Origin of the sequence: Kitasatospora sp. NPDC088351 (assembly GCF_040685575.1) — a bacterium.
Taxonomy (GTDB): Bacteria; Actinomycetota; Actinomycetes; order Streptomycetales; family Streptomycetaceae; genus Kitasatospora.
In genome coordinates, this window is sequence record NZ_JBFBIL010000016.1 from 86,087 (window position 1) to 102,150 (window position 16,064).

14 protein-coding genes are annotated in these 16,064 nt (G+C 73.6%); 9 read left to right on the forward strand and 5 right to left on the reverse strand.

The annotated features are described in order from the left end of the window. The first annotated feature begins 53 nt into the window (after positions 1–53). Both AB0P06_RS14815 and AB0P06_RS14820 read left to right on the forward strand, forming a co-directional pair. A complete protein-coding gene (locus AB0P06_RS14815; protein WP_363607646.1) occupies positions 54–266 on the forward strand; it encodes a hypothetical protein in 213 nt (70 codons plus the stop codon). A 130-nt stretch (positions 267–396) separates the two neighbouring features. Beyond that, a complete protein-coding gene (locus AB0P06_RS14820) occupies positions 397–726 on the forward strand; it encodes an SIMPL domain-containing protein (protein WP_363607647.1) in 330 nt (109 codons plus the stop codon). A gap of 176 nt (positions 727–902) precedes the next feature. Here the strand turns inward: AB0P06_RS14820 and AB0P06_RS14825 are convergent, their stop codons facing one another. The 3 genes from AB0P06_RS14825 to AB0P06_RS14835 form a co-directional block, all read right to left on the reverse strand. Further along, positions 903–1,145 carry a hypothetical protein gene (locus AB0P06_RS14825; protein WP_363607648.1) on the reverse strand — a complete coding sequence of 81 codons (243 nt, stop codon included), beginning with the start codon at positions 1,143–1,145 and terminating at the stop codon, positions 903–905. A gap of 171 nt (positions 1,146–1,316) precedes the next feature. Then, on the reverse strand, positions 1,317–2,447 hold the full coding sequence (locus AB0P06_RS14830) for a DUF6745 domain-containing protein (RefSeq protein ID WP_363607649.1): 1,131 nt from the start codon (positions 2,445–2,447) through the stop codon (positions 1,317–1,319). Positions 2,448–2,576: 129 nt separating this feature from the next. Next, the gene (locus AB0P06_RS14835; protein ID WP_363607650.1) at positions 2,577–2,903 is read right to left on the reverse strand and encodes a hypothetical protein; all 327 of its coding nucleotides are present in this window, start codon (positions 2,901–2,903) and stop codon (positions 2,577–2,579) included. A gap of 154 nt (positions 2,904–3,057) precedes the next feature. Here AB0P06_RS14835 and AB0P06_RS14840 point away from each other — a divergent pair, with 154 nt between their 5' ends. From AB0P06_RS14840 to AB0P06_RS14865, 6 genes are all read left to right on the forward strand, one after another. Then, positions 3,058–4,011: an STM4015 family protein gene (locus tag AB0P06_RS14840; RefSeq protein WP_363607651.1), complete on the forward strand. Its 954-nt coding sequence runs from the start codon at positions 3,058–3,060 to the stop codon at positions 4,009–4,011. 92 nt (positions 4,012–4,103) lie between these two features. Continuing rightward, positions 4,104–5,042 carry an STM4015 family protein gene (locus tag AB0P06_RS14845; RefSeq protein ID WP_363607652.1) on the forward strand — a complete coding sequence of 313 codons (939 nt, stop codon included), beginning with the start codon at positions 4,104–4,106 and terminating at the stop codon, positions 5,040–5,042. Between the two features lie 15 nt (positions 5,043–5,057). Then, positions 5,058–6,224, forward strand: coding sequence for an STM4014 family protein (locus AB0P06_RS14850; RefSeq protein WP_363607653.1), 1,167 nt, complete (start codon positions 5,058–5,060; stop codon positions 6,222–6,224). A gap of 65 nt (positions 6,225–6,289) precedes the next feature. Then, positions 6,290–7,123 carry an STM4013/SEN3800 family hydrolase gene (locus AB0P06_RS14855; protein WP_363607687.1) on the forward strand — a complete coding sequence of 278 codons (834 nt, stop codon included), beginning with the start codon at positions 6,290–6,292 and terminating at the stop codon, positions 7,121–7,123. Beyond that, positions 7,120–8,514: an STM4012 family radical SAM protein gene (locus AB0P06_RS14860; protein ID WP_363607654.1), complete on the forward strand. Its 1,395-nt coding sequence runs from the start codon at positions 7,120–7,122 to the stop codon at positions 8,512–8,514. Before AB0P06_RS14855 ends, AB0P06_RS14860 begins: the two co-directional genes overlap by 4 nt. An 11-nt stretch (positions 8,515–8,525) precedes the next feature. Further along, positions 8,526–9,428, forward strand: a complete 903-nt coding sequence (locus AB0P06_RS14865; RefSeq protein ID WP_363607655.1) for an STM4011 family radical SAM protein — start codon at positions 8,526–8,528, stop codon at positions 9,426–9,428. 60 nt (positions 9,429–9,488) lie between these two features. On the opposite strand, the gene AB0P06_RS14870 is transcribed toward AB0P06_RS14865, so the two are convergent. Both AB0P06_RS14870 and AB0P06_RS14875 read right to left on the reverse strand, forming a co-directional pair. Continuing rightward, positions 9,489–9,617 carry a polysaccharide lyase gene (locus AB0P06_RS14870; RefSeq protein WP_363607656.1) on the reverse strand — a complete coding sequence of 43 codons (129 nt, stop codon included), beginning with the start codon at positions 9,615–9,617 and terminating at the stop codon, positions 9,489–9,491. 188 nt (positions 9,618–9,805) lie between these two features. Then, positions 9,806–10,366, reverse strand: coding sequence for a polysaccharide lyase (locus tag AB0P06_RS14875; protein ID WP_363607657.1), 561 nt, complete (start codon positions 10,364–10,366; stop codon positions 9,806–9,808). 288 nt (positions 10,367–10,654) lie between these two features. Here AB0P06_RS14875 and AB0P06_RS14880 point away from each other — a divergent pair, with 288 nt between their 5' ends. Continuing rightward, positions 10,655–15,973, forward strand: a complete 5,319-nt coding sequence (locus AB0P06_RS14880) for a type I polyketide synthase (protein ID WP_363607659.1) — start codon at positions 10,655–10,657, stop codon at positions 15,971–15,973. Positions 15,974–16,064 lie beyond the last annotated feature (91 nt).

Genomic DNA, 16,064 nt, shown 5'->3' on the forward strand with positions numbered 1-16,064 from the left:
GTTCCCGCTTCCCTAGGGTGCGGTTGCACGTTGGCCTACGAAGGGATTGCTCCATGTACCGTACCGTCCGCACCCTCGCCGTCCTGCTGGCCGCCGTCGGCGCCGTCGCCGTTCCGGCCCAGGCCTTCGCCGACAGCCCGGCTGTGACCACCACGACCATCACGGTCATCGGTACCGGCAACCAGCTCGCCGGCGCCGACATCTTCAACACCGGTGGTGACAACGTGGTGGGCTCGTTCGACGGCAACGGGTACCAGACCCCCTGACCTCGCACCGCCCACAACTGCCGCACCGCCCGCACCGACCCCGGTGCGGGCGGTGCGGCGCGTTCGGGCCCCTGCGCTCCGGGGGCGGTCAGCCCGTAACGGCGTAGTCGAGCGCCGGCCGCCCAGCGACGTGCCCAGGAACGCGGCGCTCTTCACCTCCAACGCGGCCGGGGCGAACCCGGTCGACGGTGTCGAGGTCGAGGTGAGTACCAGGAAGGAACTCCGCGCCCGGGCGCGCACGGCCGCCGTGGCCGCCGCCCGCGAGAAGGCGGCCCTGTATGCGGAGGCCGCCGATGTCCGGCCCGGCCCCGTCATCCACATCAAGGACGTGGACTCCGATCAGTTGCGGAACTCCTACCGCGGGCACCGCCAAGCCGGCGGGGCCGGGGGCGACCTCGCCCCCGGCAAGATCAGTGTCGCCGCGGGCGTGGTGATCGGTTTCTCGATCACCGGCGGCTGACAACACGCACAACAGAGGCCTGGTGCCCGGCCACGAGCGCGGCCGGGCACCAGGCCGCCTGTTTGCGGAGTGGAAGGACGACCGGACTGAGCTCCGGTCGTCGTTTCCGATGTTCCAGGCCCCGTGCCGGCCATGACAGCATTTGATCACGCCGTACCCGAACTGCCGCGCCGGCCTCAGGCGGTGGCCGTCGGAGCGGGCGAAGCCGCGCCGGTGGGCGGGGCCTGACAGGGCAGGGTGACGATGACGCCCACACCCTGGCCGGACTTCGCCCCGCCCACCGAAACGGTGTAGCGGTCGGGCTCGTGGACGGCCTCGAAGTCCCAGGTGGGCGAGGTGGACCGGGTGGCCGAAGCGGACTCGTTCGAGGTGATCTTGAAGCCCTCGCCCGCGAGCTTCTCCCGCAGTGCCCGGAGCACATCAGGACGCTGGTCGTCCGTGGCCTTCAACTGGATCGCCGAGCTGAGCCGGCGGCAGTTGGATACCCGACCTCACCGGTATCGAGCCCCTACTCGGTCGGCCGCCGCACTCCCGGCGGGCCGGCGGCGGGGCGTACCCCGCGGCGCGGGCCGCCGGGGTCCTCCGGGCCCTCAGGTCTCGCGCTGCGGGTGGTACTCCGCCTCCGTCAGGCCGAAGGTCCAGGCCACCCCGGCCCGGGCGGTGCGGGTGCCGGGCGGGACGCGCAGCCAGTAGGTGCGGAAGGTGCCGTCGGGCTCGGCGGTGGAGTTCACCACCTCGACCATCACCACCGGCTCGTCGGCCGGCAGCTGGATCCGCCAGAGCACCCCGGTCTCGTCCCGGTGCAACGGCTCGGCGCCGGAGTCCGCCAGGTAGCGCTCGTAGCCGTAGTGCTCCAGCAGGACGCGGCGCAGCTCGGCGTTCTCCTCGGTGCGGATCCGCTCGACGGTGACGGTGCCGAGGCCGGCCAGGAAGCCGGGCGGGACGGGCATGCCGCGCCAGGCGTGCAGCGCGAAGCCATCGGCGTACTCCAGGGCCGGGCCGTCGGCGCGGTCGAGCCGGCCCGCCTCGTCGCGGTGCAGGGCGACGGGCCGCTCGCTGACCAGGGCCACGCCCTCGTACGGCCACCACCAGCCGGCCTCGCGCGCGACCCGGGCGAGCGCGTCGATCCCGTCGGCCTTCTCGGCACCCCCGTCGGCCTCCTCAGCGCTGTCGGCCGCGCCGGTCGGCTCCCCCGCCGCCTCGAAGGCGGCGAACCACGGCGCGTCGTGCTGGCCCCGGACGGCGTCCAGCAGGGCGAGCCGGACGGCCGTGCGGCGGGCGCGGGCGGCCTCGACGACGTCCTGCGGATCCTCCTCCGCATCGGCCTCCGGGGCGAGCCGGTCGAGGACGGCGTCGCGGACCCGCCCGGCCAGGGAGTTGGTCACCGGGCCGAGTTCCCCGCCGGTGAGCGCCCAGAGCGGCGCCCAGCCGGCCGGGCCGACCCGCTCGACGGCCCGGCGGCGGGCCGCCTCCCACGGCCGGGTGCGAACGGCCTCACGGACGCTCACCGCGCCGCCGGCCCGCAGATCCAGCGCGGCCTCCGCCGCCGCCCGCGGCGAGCCGAACCAGCGGACGACCGCCGGCTCCGCCAGTCCGGCCGCCCGGTAGGCGGCGCGCAGCGCGCGCTCGACCCCGGCCCGGTCGGCCGGCCCAGTGGCCGCCGCGCTCGCCCGCCAGCGGGCCGTCACCGCACCGGGCCCGACCGTCTGCTCCGTCACCATCACGCACTCCGCTCCCGGCCGGGAGCCCTGCCCGGCCACTGGTACTCGATCTGTTCAACTGCTCGATCCGTTCGACGCCGCCGCACCATCCGCGCGGCGGCGGCCCCGCTGTGAACCGCCGCCGGGGCCTCAGTCGGCGACGACGCGGACCGCGCCCGGCATGTACTCGCGCTGGCGCACCACCCGGTACCAGCCCCTGGGCAGCGGTATCGCCGCGTGCTCCTCGTGCACCACCCGGCCGCCCTCGGGCAGGTGCAGCCAGGCCGCACCGAACGGACCGGCCTCCCTGCGCAGTTCGCCCGGGCCGACCACGGCGTGGGCGTGGCCGGTGACCTCGCCGAGCGCGAGGACCATCCGGCCCCGTCCGTCCCTCGGCTGCGCGGCCAGCGCGCCCACCCGCGGCGGCACCGCGGCCTCCTCGACCGGCGCGATCAGCACATCACCCTGGCGGTACATCAGCCCTCCTGACCGGTCCGGCGGGCGCCGGACCTCTCACGCCCCGAAACGTAGAGGAGGGGTCCGACAACGCGCCCGGGCGACGCCCCAGCCACCGGATTGTCGGACCTGGCTGGTAGACATTTGTTCGGCCCCAACCCCCGAGGAGCAGCGCATGACGGTCAGCAGGCACATCGAAGAGTTCCACGGCCTCCCGGTCTTCGACTTCGTCCAGGCCGTGGAGAAGGGCGCCCAACTGCCGGACGCGGCAGCGGTCGCCTGGAAGATCGGCCTGGAGTACGAGTCCCCGCGGACGTTCACCGAGTGCTGGCAGCAGTTCCTCGACACGGTCGAGGCGGACCGGGTGAGCGCCGTGGTGATCGGCCTCTGGTCGCAGGAGGAGCCGGACAGCTTCGCCGAGCCGCTGCGGGCGATCGTCGGCGCGGCCGGGCGTCTCCCGGCGCTGCGCGCGCTCTTCGTCGGCGACATCACCTTCGAGGAGTGCGAGATCTCCTGGCTCCAGCTGGTGGACGTGACCCCGCTGCTGACGTCGTTCCCGCAGCTGACCGAGCTGGTGGTGCGCGGCTCCGGCGAGGACTGGGAGGGCGGGAGCGGCCTGGCGCTCCAGCAGGTCCGGCACGAGCGGCTGCGCGCACTGCGCTTCGAGTCGGGCGGCCTGCCGGTCTCCGTGGTGCGCTCGGTCGCCGCGTGCGACTTCCCCGCCCTCGAAAGCCTGGCGCTCTGGCTCGGGGTGGACCAGTACGGCGGTGACGCCGCCCTCGACGACCTCACGCCCTTCCTGGACGGGTCGCGCTTCCCGGCGCTGCGCCACCTCGGCCTGCAGAACAGCGAGTTCCAGGACGCCATCGCCGCCACCGTGGCCCACGCCCCGGTCGTCGCCCGGCTCGAAGCACTGACCCTCTCCATGGGCGTGCTCACCGACGAGGGCGCCACCGCGCTGCTGGAGGGCCAGCCGCTCACCCACCTGCGCGCGCTCGACCTGCACCACCACTACCTCTCCGACGCGATGCAGGAGCGGCTCCGCCAGGCCCTGCCCGGCGTGGCGCTCGACCTCTCCGAGGCCGGGAAGCCGGACGACCAGTGGCGCTACGTCGCCGTCGCCGAGTAGCGGCGCCGGCAGCACGCGAGCCACCGGACCAGCACGCAACACCCAGCACCAGCACTCCCACCACCGACCGGCAGAGCGCCGCAGGAGCATCCGTGTCCGTCAACCACCCCGAGCAGTTCCACGGGCTGCCCGTCTTCGAGTTCCCCATCGGCCCCGACGCCTCCCGGAAGCAGCCCGCCCCGGGCGCCGTCGCCTGGCGGCTCTCGGTGGACTACGGCTCGGGCACCGACTTCGACGAGCGCTGGCAGGCGTTCCTCGCCGCGATCGACCCGGCCGGGGTGCGGGCCCTGATAGTCGGCCCCTGGTGGGCCGAGGACTACGGACCGGTGGACGACACGCTCGCCGCGATCGTCCGGGACGCCGGGCGCTTCCCGGCGCTGGAGGCGCTGTTCATCGCCGATGTGGCGTCCGACGAGTGCGAGATCTCCTGGCTGGAGATGTGCGACGTCACGCCGGTGCTGACGGCGTTCCCCCGGCTGACCGAGCTGGTCGTGCGCGGCGGCGGGGGCCTGGAGCTGAAGCCCGTCCGGCACGACCGGCTGACCGCCCTGCGCTTCGAGGCCGGCGGCCTGCCGGCCACCGTGGTGCGGGCGGTGGCCGGCTCCGAACTCCCGGCGCTGGAGCGGCTGGAGCTCTGGCTCGGCGTGGACGAGTACGGCGGCGACAGCACCATCGACGACCTCGCGCCGTTCCTGGACGGGTCGCGCCTCCCGGCGCTGCGCCACCTCGCCCTGGCCAACAGCGAGTTCGAGGACGAGATCGCCGCCGCCGTGGCCCACGCGCCGGTCGTCGCCCGGCTGGAATCGCTCGACCTGTCGATGGGCGTGCTCACCGACGAGGGCGCCACCGCGCTGCTGGAAGGCCAGCCGCTCACCCACCTGCGCGCGCTCGACCTGCACCACCACTACCTCTCCGACGCGTTCCAGGAGCGGCTCCGCCAGAGCCTGCCCGGTGTGACGCTCGACCTCTCCGACGCCGAGGCCGAGTACGAGGACGATCCCGAGGACCGCTATGTCGCGGTCGCCGAATAGGCGGGTGGCGTTCGGATGACCACGCGGCTGACCGTCCTCGGCAATCCGGGCCACCGGCGGGTGACGCTGTTCGCCGCCGCGGCCCGGGCCGCCGGCCTGCCGGAGCCCTCCGTACTGCCCTGGCTCGACCTGCTGCGCGGCGAGTACCGGCTGCCCGACGGCGCTCTGCTGCGGATCGAGTCGCCCGGCGAGGAGCCCGCGGTCGACGAGCTGCTGCGCGGGCCGGCGCTCGGCCCGGGCTACGCGCCGACCAGGGTGGAGGGCGGGGCCGCCTGGTACGCCGGGGTGATGACCGCCCTGCGCGGGCTGGCCCGGCTGCCGGGGGTACGGCTGCTCGGCGATCCGGAGGAGATCGCCGTGATGTTCGACAAGCGGCGGGCGCACACGGTGCTGGCCGCCGCCGGGGTGCCGGTGCCCCGCGCGCTCGACACGCTCGGCGCGGACGTCACCGGCTGGGAGGAGCTGCGCGAGCGGCTGCGCGCCGCCGGACTGCGCCGGGTCTTCGTCAAGCCCGCGCACGGTTCCTCCGCCTCGGGGGTGGTGGCGCTGGAATTCGGCCCGCGCGGGCAGGTCCTGGCCACCACCTCGGTCGAGCTGGCGGGCGGGCAGTTGCACAACTCGCTGCGGGTCCGGCGCTACCGGGACGAGCGGCAGGTCGCCGGGCTGGTCGACCGGCTGGCGCCGGACCGGCTGCACGTCGAGCAGTGGATCCCGAAGGCCTCGCAGTCCGGCCGCTCGGCAGACCTGCGGGTGGTGGTGGTCGCCGGACGGGCCACCCACGCGGTGGTGCGGACCAGTTCCCAGCCGATGACCAATCTGCACCTCGGCGGCGCCCGGGGCAGCCTCGACCTGGCCCGGGAGGCCGCCGGGGCCGCCTGGCCGGCCCTGCTGGAGACGGCGGAGCGAGCGGCCGCCTGCTTCCCGGACTCCCCGATGGTCGGCGTGGACGTGCTGCCCGCCTCGGGCTGGCGGCGGGCGCTGGTCTGCGAGGTCAACGCCTTCGGCGACCTGCTGCCCAACCTCACCGGACTGCCCGGCGGCCCGGCCGAGGGCCTCGACACCTACGGCGCCCAGCTCGCCGCCCTCCTGGCACGACCCGACGCCCGGACCGGACCACCCGGCCTGCGGCCGGACACCCGCCCGGCACCGACGAACCACCAGATCATGGAACCGACCCGATGAACCAGCACACACCCCACCGAACCACCGACCGGACGCCCGACCCGGCGAACCGCCCCGCCCCCGACATGAACGCCGTCGTGGGCAGCCACGACCTGCTCCTCGTCACCCTGGACACGCTGCGCTTCGACGTCGCGGAGGAACTGGCCGCCGCCGGGCGGATCCCGAACCTCGCCGCGTTCCTGCCCGGCGGCCGCTGGGAGCGCCGGCACTCGCCCGGCAGCTTCACCTACGCCTCCCACCAGGCGATCCTGGCCGGTTTCCTGCCCACCCCGGCCTCTCCGGACGGACCGCACCCGCGTCTGTTCGCCGCCCGCTTCGCCGGGTCGGAGAGCACCGCGCCGCGCACCTGGGTCTTCGACGCGCCCGATCTGCCGGGGGCGCTCGCCACGGCCGGGTACCGGACGGTCTGCATCGGCGGCGTCGGTTTCTTCAACAAGCAGGGACCGCTGGGCTCCGTCCTGCCCGGCCTCTTCCAGGAGAGCCACTGGGAGCCCTCGATGGGTGTCCCCTCCCCCACCTCGTTCGAGGCGCAGGTCGCCCGGGCCGAACAGGTCGCCGCCGAACAGCCGGACGGACAGCCGCTCTTCCTCTTCCTGAACGTCTCGGCGCTGCACCAGCCCAACTGGTTCCACCTGCCCGGCGCCGACCGCGAGCACGGAGACTCCCGGGAGAGCCACGCCGCCGCCCTGGAGTACGTGGACGCCCACATCGGCCGACTGTTCGCGGCGATGAGCGCCCGCCGCCCGTGCTTCGCGATCGTCTGCTCCGACCACGGCACCGCGTACGGCGAGGACGGCTACACCGGCCACCGGATCGGCCACGAGGTGGTCTGGACGGTCCCGTACGCGCACTTCACCATCCCCGCCCGCCCGACGGCCACCGCCGAGGAGACCTCATGACCACGGCACCGGCGCCGACCGGCCACCCACTCGACCCGACGACCGCGCGGCCACCCGGCCTGACGGCTGACCGGGCGGCCGAGCAGTCGCCCTACCAGTCCTACGTCTACGCCTACCCGCACAAGACCGCGTACCGGCCGCTGCCGGACCGCCCGGCGCTGCGCGAGCTGTGGGCCGGCGAGCCGCAGCACGCGCTCTCGCTCTACCTGCACATCCCGTTCTGCGAGGTGCGCTGCGGCTTCTGCAACCTGTTCACCCGGATCGGCAGCCCCGAGGGCCTGACCACCGCCTACCTGGACGCGCTGGACCGCCAGGCCGGCGCCGTCCGCGAGGCCCTGGCCGACGACGCCCGGTTCGCCCTGGCCGCGTTCGGCGGCGGCACGCCGACCTATCTGACGGCCGCCGAGCTGGAGCGGCTCTGCGACATCGCCGAGCGGCGGATGGGCGCCGACCTACGGGCGATACCGCTCTCCGTGGAGGCCTCCCCCGCCACCGCCACCACCGACCGCCTGGAGGTCCTGGCCGCCCGGGGCACCACGCGGCTGAGCCTGGGCGTGCAGTCCTTCGTCGACGCGGAGGCCCGCTCGGCCGTCCGCCCGCAGAAGCGCGCCGACGTCGAGGCCGCCCTCGGGCAGATCCGCGCGGCCGGCTTCCCGGTTCTCAACATCGACCTCATCTACGGCATCGACGGCCAGGACGAGGCCGGCTGGCTCCGCTCACTGGACGCCGCACTCGCCTGGCAGCCCGAGGAGCTGTACCTCTACCCGCTGTACGTCCGGCCGCTGACCGGCCTGGCCCGGCGCAGCGAGCAGGAGAGCCGGACCGCCTGGGACACCCGTCGGCTCGCCCTCTACCGCACCGGCCGCGACCACCTGCTCGCCCACGGCTACCAGCAGGTGTCGATGCGGATGTTCCGCCGCGCGGCCTCCCCGCAGGCCGGGAGCGGCGAGTACGCCTGCCAGACGGACGGCATGGTCGGCCTCGGCTGCGGAGCCCGCTCCTACACCTCGCGGCTGCACTACTCCTTCGACTACGCGGTGAACGCCACCGAGGTGCGCGGCATCATCGACGACTACGTGGCCACCGAGGACTTCGGACGGGCCGAGGTCGGCCGGTCCATGACCGCCGAGGAGGCGCGTCGGCGGCATCTCGTCCAGTCGCTGCTCCAGGCCGAGGGCATGCCGCTGGCCGAGTACCGGGCCCGCTTCGGCGGCACGCCGGCCGAGGACTTCCCGGCCGAGCTGGCCGCGTTCGGGGCCCGCGGCTGGCTGGCGGACGACCCGCTGCGGCTGATGCTCTCGCCGGAGGGGCTGGCGCACTCGGACGCGGCCGGTCCGATGCTGTTCTCGCCCGAGGTCCGGGCGCTGATGGCCGACTACGAGGTGAAATGACCTTCCTCGGCATGCCCACCACCGCGCCGGAGCCCGGCACCGAGGCCGGTACCGGCGCCGGCCTCGATCTGACCCTGCTCTACCGGGGCCCGCTGTCCTCCTGCGACTACGACTGCCCGTACTGCCCGTTCGCCAAGCGGCGTGACACGCCCGGGCAACTGCGCGCCGACCGCGCCGCGCTGGAACGGTTCACCGGGTGGGCCGCGGAGCGCGCGGGGACCGGAGACACCCTGGCGCTGCTGTTCACGCCGTGGGGCGAGGGGCTGGTGCGGTCCTGGTACCGGCGGGCGCTGGCCGAGCTGAGCCGCCTGCCGCACGTCCGGCGAGTGGCGATCCAGACCAACCTCAGCTGCCGCACCGACTGGCTGGCCGAGGCCGACCTCGCCACCCTGGCGCTCTGGGTGACGTACCACCCCGGGCAGGTCGGGCACGACCGCTTCCTCGCCAAGTGCCGCGAACTCGACGCCCTGGGAGTGCGGTACAGCGTCGGCGTGGTCGGGCAGCCGGAGCACCTGGCCGAGGCCCGCCGGCTCCGCGCCGCGCTCGCCCCGGCCGTCTACCTGTGGATCAACGCCGCCGAGGGCCGGACCTACACCGACGCCGAGGCCGCCGACTGGACGGCCCTGGACCCGCACTTCGGCTACAGCCGGCACGCCCACCCCAGCGCGGGCCTGCCCTGCCGCACCGGCGAGTCCGTGCTCTCGGTGGACGGCGACGGTACCGTCCGCCGCTGCCACTTCGTCCGCGACGAACTGGGAAATCTCTACGACGGCTCGTACCGCACCCAACTGCGTGCCCGCGGCTGCCCGTTGCCGGTCTGCGACTGCCACATCGGCTATGTGCACCTGGAGACGCTGCCGCTGTACGACGTCTTCGCGGGCGGCGTGCTGGAACGAGTGCCGCACGGCTGGTGAAAACCCGTTCGCGCCCTCACCCGGTGGCGGCCCGGGAAGGCCCTGGAAGGCCCGGGGCGGTCAGTGCTGGACGGTCGTCAAGAGCGAGAAGTCGGCGAAGTACGCGTGCTGGGTGCTCGTCGGGCCCCAGGTGGTGTCGTGGCCGCCGTAGAAGGTCGAGAAGAACACCCCGCCGAACGGGACGGACACTTCCGGTCCGGCTCACACTTCGCCGGATCGTGCGGCGGGACACCCCTGACCCTCGTCAAGCAGTACATCGAGAACCAGCAGCGCCCCGCCCGACCGTCACCACGGAGGCGCAGAACCCTCCGCCGCTTCGCGCCCCCGGTCCAAGGACGGCCTTCACCCCAGCCCGAAGGGCGGAACACTGGCCAAGATCAGAAGTAGACCTCACCGTTGTCCGGCGCGGAGGAGTTGCCCCGCCACATGTACCGGGTGGACCAGCCGTTCCCGTGGTTGCCGCCGGACTCGTCGCCGATGGTGCCGCCGTACAGGCCGGGCAGCTTGCCGGCCTTGCCCCAGTCCTGCCCGGCGGGGAACTTGAGGGAGTACTTCAGGTCGAGGGTCGCCGACTTGGCCAGACCGGCCAGGCCCAGGGCCTTGAGGCCGGTGTGGAACTGCCCGCCGCCGGGATTCGGGCAGTCCGTGCACGAGCTGGCGGACGAACCGGCGCCGTACGTCACCCGGAGCGCGGAGCCGTCGCCCGGCCCGCCCGGGGAGGTGACGGCGCTCAGCTGCGCACCGCCCCAGGACCCGGCGGCGGCACCCCGGACGGCCCGCCAGGCCGCGGTGCCGTACCCCGTGCACTGCCCGCCCCAGGCCGGAGCGCCGGCGCGCGCCGCACCTGCCGTACCGGTGGTCAGCGGGGTGGCGGCCAGAACGGCCGAGGCGGCGAGCCCGGTTCGGCGGCGCGGCCCGGGTGTCCGGCGCGACGTCATGTTCGTTCTCCTGCAAGGCGCAACGCATTACCGTCAGTTAGTGGGTTTCCTGACTTTCCGCCACTGTCAAGAAGCCTGGGGCCTTGCATCACAGACCGGAACCCGATCCGGCGTACAAGCCGGGGCGTGAGCAGCCGATACATGTGCGCCGTATGCACCGAGCGCCCCCTCCTTCGCCCTTGCCGAATCTGTTGGTCGGGCGCTCACTGAGTACTGAGCATCGCCTTCCGGTCATATCTCAGGCCCGGGCCTTGAGCCGGAGCGGTGGTTTCAGGCGGAGGTACGGCCATGTCGGCATCGAATGCTGAACCGATTGCCATCGTGGGTATCGGGTGCCGGTTCCCGGGCGGTGTGGAGTCAGCTGCCGGCCTGTGGAGGCTCGCGGCCGCCGGACGGCGGACGGTGGGCCCGGTACCTGTCGACCGCTGGGACGCCGCGCGGCTGGCGGCTGTCCACGATCCGGATGACGCGGTGCGGGCCGGGCTGGGCTGCTTTGTGGAGGGGGATGTCTGGGCGTGGGATCCGGTGGCGCTGTCGGTGGCGCCGGCGGAGCAGGACTGGGTGGATCCGCAGTTCCGGCTGCTGGCGGAGGTGGCCTGGGAGGCGGTGGAGCACGCCGGAATTCCGCTTGCACGGTTGCGGGGGTCGCGAACAGGCGTGTATGTGGGCACCTATGCGCCGGACAATCTGTTCCGTGAGGCGCGGCCGGTCGAGGACGCCCCGAACAGCCCGTACTTGTTCGGCAATTTCACAGCAGGGGCCGCCGGGCGGGTGGCGTTCGCGATGGACCTGCGCGGCCCGGTCATGGTGGTCAGCACGCACTGTTCGTCCGGGCTGGTGGCGGTGGATACGGCGTGCGGGGCACTGACGCTGGGCGAGTGCGATACGGCGCTCGCGGGTGCGGTGCTGCTGATGATCTCGCCGGAGACGCAGTACTACGAGGCCCCGCTGCTGCTGTCGCGGCGCGGTGCCTGCCATGCCTTCGACGCGCGGGCCGACGGATACGTGCGCGGTGAGGGGGCGGGAGTGCTGCTCCTCAAGCGGCTGGTGGACGCGCGGCGGGAGGGGGACCGGGTGCTGGCGGTGATCCGCGGCAGCGCGGTCAACAACGACGGGCAGTCCAGCCGGCTGACCGCGCCGTCCACGCTGATGCAACAGCAGCTCTTCAGAGACGCCGTCGGCAAGGCCGCGGTCGATCCTGGTGAGGTGGGGCTGGTGGAGGCGCACGGCCCGGGGACCGCGGTCGGCGACCCGATCGAGTACAGCTCGATCGACGCCGTCTACGGCCGGGGAAAGGGCCGGTGCGCGCTGGGTTCGGTGAAGACCAACATCGGGCACTCGGAGCCGGTCTCCGGGATCGCCGGAACCATCAAGGCGGTCGAGTGTCTGCGGCGTGGCGTGATCCCGCCCAACCTCAACTTCGACCAGTGGAACCCCTCGATCCCGCGCGACCGGGAATCCCGGCTGTTCGTGCCGACCGCCCTGACACCGTGGCCGGTCGACACGCGCACACGGCTGGCCGCCGTGTGCTCCTACGGGGTGACCGGTACCAACGCGCACCTGGTGTTGGAGGCCGCCCCCGCACGCCTGCGGCCCCGTCGCCCGCGCCCGGCGTCGCCGCAGAGCGCTGAAGAGTCCTTCTTGCTGGCGGTGTCGGGCGGTTCACCACAGTCCCTTGCGCTGGCGGCGGCCCGGCTGGCCGACTGGGCGGAGGGCGAGGGTGCCGGCACCGGCCTGCTCGACGTCGCACACACCCTGGCGTTGCGCCGTTCGCCGGCGGACCACCGCCTGGGCATCGTCGCCCGCGACCACCGTGAACTGGCGGTGCGGGCCCGCGCCTTCGCCTCAGGCCGGGAGGCCGAGGGGGTGGTCTCGGGTGTGCCGGTGCTGCCGCCTTCGCATCCGGGGCCGGTGTTCGTGTTCACCGGGCAGGGTTCGCAGCGGGCCGGGATGTGCCAGGGCCTGCTGCGCGGTGAGCCGGTGTTCCGGGCCGCGATCGAGGAGATGGAACCGCTGGTCACCCGGGAAGCAGGATTCTCCCTGTGTGAAGTGCTCACCCGCCCTGAGGAGTTGGTGGGTCTGGCGCGTATCCAGCCCACCCTCTTCGCCGTCCAGGTCGCCCTCGCCGGGCTGTGGCGGTCCTGGGGAGTCGAACCGGTCGCGGTGATCGGGCAGTCGCTCGGCGAGGTCGCGGCGATGGTGGTGGCGGGCGGGCTGGGCCTGGCCGAGGGGGTGGAAATCATCTGCCGGCGCTCCGCACTGCTGGCCACCATCTCCGGCGGGGCGATGGCCTCGGTGATGCTCGGCGCACCGGAGGTGCAGGCCGCCATCGACGACGCCGGCGCCGACGGGGTCACGTTGGGGGTGCTCACCTCCCCGGACAGCACGGTCGTCTCCGGCGATGCCGCCCAGATCGCCGCCCTGGCCGCACGGTGGGAGGCCGCCGACGTCGTGGTGAAGCCGATCGACGTGGACGTGGCGTCCCACTCGCCCGAGGTCGACCCCATCCTGGACCGGCTGCGCACCGCCCTGGCCGATCTCCCGCAGGCACGGCCCGCGGCCACCTTCTACTCCACCGTCACTGACGATCCACGGGTGCCCGGGGAGCTGGGAGGGGAGTACTGGGTGCGCAACCAGCGCGAAACGGTACGCTTCCACGCCGCCGTCTCAGCCGCTCTGGCCGATGGCCACCGGCTGTTCATCGAGTGCACGGCCCATCCCCTGGCGGTCCGGCCCATCCTGGACACCGCCCGCCACCACGGCATCCACGATGCCGTCGCCCTGGGAAGCCTGCGTCAGGGCAGCGACGACCAGGACGCCTTCCTCACCCACCTCGGCCGGCTGCACGCGGCCGGCTACGACGGCATCGACTTCTCCTCCCACTACGGCCACGGCCAACTCGCCGAGGTGCCCGGCACGGCCTGGCACCGCACCCGCCGCGGCGGTGACACCACCCCCTACCGGCTCGTCGCCCCGTACCTGGTCGGCGCAGCACAGCACCCGTTGCTCGGCGGCTCCGTCCACGACCCCGACCACCCGGAACGGTTCCTGTGGCAGACCCCCCTCGGCCCGGCCCGGCTGCCCTGGCTGGACGACCACAAGGTCGCGGACGTACCGGTGCTGCCCGGTACCGGCATGGTGGAGATGATGCTCGCCGCCGCAGCCCGCGTCTTCGCCACCGACCGCGTCAGCGTCCACGACGTGACCATAAAAAGCCCGCTGATCCTGGACCCCGAACCCCTGGTCACCACCCGTCTGGTCCACGACGGCGACAGCGCGCACGTCGAAATCCTCTCCCGGACCGAGGACGGGGCCACGGTGGTCCACGCCCATGGCACCGTGCGTCCTCTCGACGGCGCCGAAGGCGCCCCGCCGCCCATCACCCTCGGTCCGGCCGTGCAGGGGTGGCAGGACAGCGATCCGGCCGACCTGTACCGCGTTTTCCGCGAGCGCCACAACGTCCACCACGGCCCGGCCTTCACCGCCATCGAACACATCAGGATCCACCCCACCGAAGACCGGGCCACCTCCTCACTGCGCACCCACGCCAGTGCCCGTGTCTCGGCCTGGATGATGTCCCTGCACCCGGCCCTGCACGACGAACTCGTCCAGACGGTGGTATCGCTGTGGCTGGCCCACCGGGCCACCAGCCCCGGCCCCGTCGTCGTCGCCGGCTTCGACGAGGTCCGCGTCTACGGGCCCACCGCCCACGTCCGGACCGCCCTGGTCGAACTGCACCACGCCGACGATCTGACCTGCACCTCCTCCGGAAAACTGGCCACCGCCGACGGCACCGTGGTCGCCGAAGTCCGCGGCCTGCGCCTGTCCAACATCACACCCTCAGCCGAACGCTTCGCCACCCGCCTGGCCCATCTGACCTGGCAGCCCGAACCCGCCGTCCCGTCGGCCACCCCGCTGGGGCAGACGGGCCAGGCGGGCTGGGCCGTGCTCGCGGCCGACGGGGAAGGCCGGCCCGCCGAACTCGCCCGGGCGATGACGCGACGGGGTATCGCGTGCCGCCTGCTGCCCCACGACACCGGTCCGCTGGCGGCAGCGCTTCCCTCGCCGTGCACCGGCGTCGTCCTCGCCGTCGGCACCGGAGCCACGACAGCCGATCCAGCCGGTGCGGCCCGTGAGCAGGTCGCCCGCGCCATCACGGTGATCCAGCAACTCACCGCCCTGGACCACCCGCCACGGCTGTGGATCCTCACCGGCCCACAGGCACCGGACCGGACATCGCTGACCGGGGCCGGGCTACCCGGACTGCTGCGCACGGCCGCCTACGAACACCCCGAACTCGCCCCCAGCAGTATCACCTTCGACACCGGCACCCCTTGGGACCGGCTCATCGACGAACTGCTCGACTCCGCCCAGCCGGTCACCGAACTCGCTTACCACGGCGGCCGGCGACACGTCGCCCGCCTCCACGCGGGCGCCGACACCCCCACGCTCCCGGCCGACCCGCCCGCCGGCCCGGTACGCCCCGGTGCCGCCTACCTGGTCACCGGCGGCCTGGGCGGCCTCGGCCTGCTGACCGTCACCTGGCTCGCCCGGCGTGGCGCCGGCCGCGTGGTGATCAGCGGCCGCTCCGCCCCCGGCACCCGGGCACGGGCCGCCCTCGCCGCCCTGCGTACCGGTGGCACCGACATCCGCGTCGTGCGCGGTGACATCGCCGACCCCCGCACGGCCGAGCGGTGCGTCGTCGCCGCCACCCAGGGCCGGATGACGCTGCGCGGCGTCCTGCACGCCGCCGGCGTCGTCGAGGACGCCGCCCTCGGCAACCTCCGTCCCGACCTGCTTCAGCGGGTATGGCGCGGCAAAGCCGAAGGAGCCTGGGCCCTGCACCGGGCCACCGCCGACATCGAGCTGGACTTCTTCGTTCTCTACTCGTCGGTCGCCTCGCTGATCGGCTCACCCGGGCAGGGCGCCTACGCGGCCGCCAACGCCTTCCTCGACCAGCTGACGGCCTGGCGCCGCGCCCGGGACCTGCCCGCCACCGGCATCCACTGGGGTGCCTGGAGCGAAGTCGGACGCGGACAACACCTCGCCGACCGGGGACTGATCACCATCACCCCCGTCGACGGCATCGACGCCCTCGAACGCATCCTGACCGCAGGATTCCGGCAGATCGCCTACTCCCCGCTCGACCTCGACCAGTGGACCGCCCCCTACCCTGCCCTGCGCCACTCCACCCTGCTCACCCCACTCCTGACCTCCGGCCAGGACGACGGCGGGCAGGCGCCGGTGCGCGAGGAACTCCTGACCGCCGAGGGCGAAGGAGCGCGCCGGGAGCTGCTGGAGTCCTTCATCATCGACTGCGTACGCGAGCTCCTCGGCGGCACCACCCATCACATCGGCCCCCACACCAGCATGGTCGTCCTCGGTATGGACTCCCTCGGCGCCGTCCAGCTGCAACAGCGCATCCAGCGAGCCCTCAGCATCACCGTCAAACCCGGGGTGATCTGGGTCAACCCCACCCCCGCGGGCCTCGCTCACTGGCTCATGGGACACCTGGGCCTCGGCACCGGCGGGCCTGACAGCGACGCGGAAGAGCGATCCGCGACCGCCCCCGGTCCTGAGCCGCCTCACCACCTCACACAGGGGTGACAGCACATGCCGTACGAGAGCACCTTCCCGGCCCGTCGGGCCAAAGAGCCTGCCGCCCCCGCCGGGGGACGGCACAGCCGTTGGCGCCGCC

Coding starts and splice junctions, on each gene's coding strand:
- AB0P06_RS14815 (WP_363607646.1), top strand. CDS start 54: ATGTACCGTACCGTCCGCACCCTCGCCGTCCTGCTGGCCGCCGTCGGC.
- AB0P06_RS14830 (WP_363607649.1), bottom strand. CDS start 2,447: ATGGTGACGGAGCAGACGGTCGGGCCCGGTGCGGTGACGGCCCGCTGG.
- AB0P06_RS14835 (WP_363607650.1), bottom strand. CDS start 2,903: ATGTACCGCCAGGGTGATGTGCTGATCGCGCCGGTCGAGGAGGCCGCG.
- AB0P06_RS14840 (WP_363607651.1), top strand. CDS start 3,058: ATGACGGTCAGCAGGCACATCGAAGAGTTCCACGGCCTCCCGGTCTTC.
- AB0P06_RS14850 (WP_363607653.1), top strand. CDS start 5,058: ATGACCACGCGGCTGACCGTCCTCGGCAATCCGGGCCACCGGCGGGTG.
- AB0P06_RS14855 (WP_363607687.1), top strand. CDS start 6,290: ATGAACGCCGTCGTGGGCAGCCACGACCTGCTCCTCGTCACCCTGGAC.
- AB0P06_RS14860 (WP_363607654.1), top strand. CDS start 7,120: ATGACCACGGCACCGGCGCCGACCGGCCACCCACTCGACCCGACGACC.
- AB0P06_RS14865 (WP_363607655.1), top strand. CDS start 8,526: ATGCCCACCACCGCGCCGGAGCCCGGCACCGAGGCCGGTACCGGCGCC.
- AB0P06_RS14875 (WP_363607657.1), bottom strand. CDS start 10,366: ATGACGTCGCGCCGGACACCCGGGCCGCGCCGCCGAACCGGGCTCGCC.
- AB0P06_RS14880 (WP_363607659.1), top strand. CDS start 10,655: ATGTCGGCATCGAATGCTGAACCGATTGCCATCGTGGGTATCGGGTGC.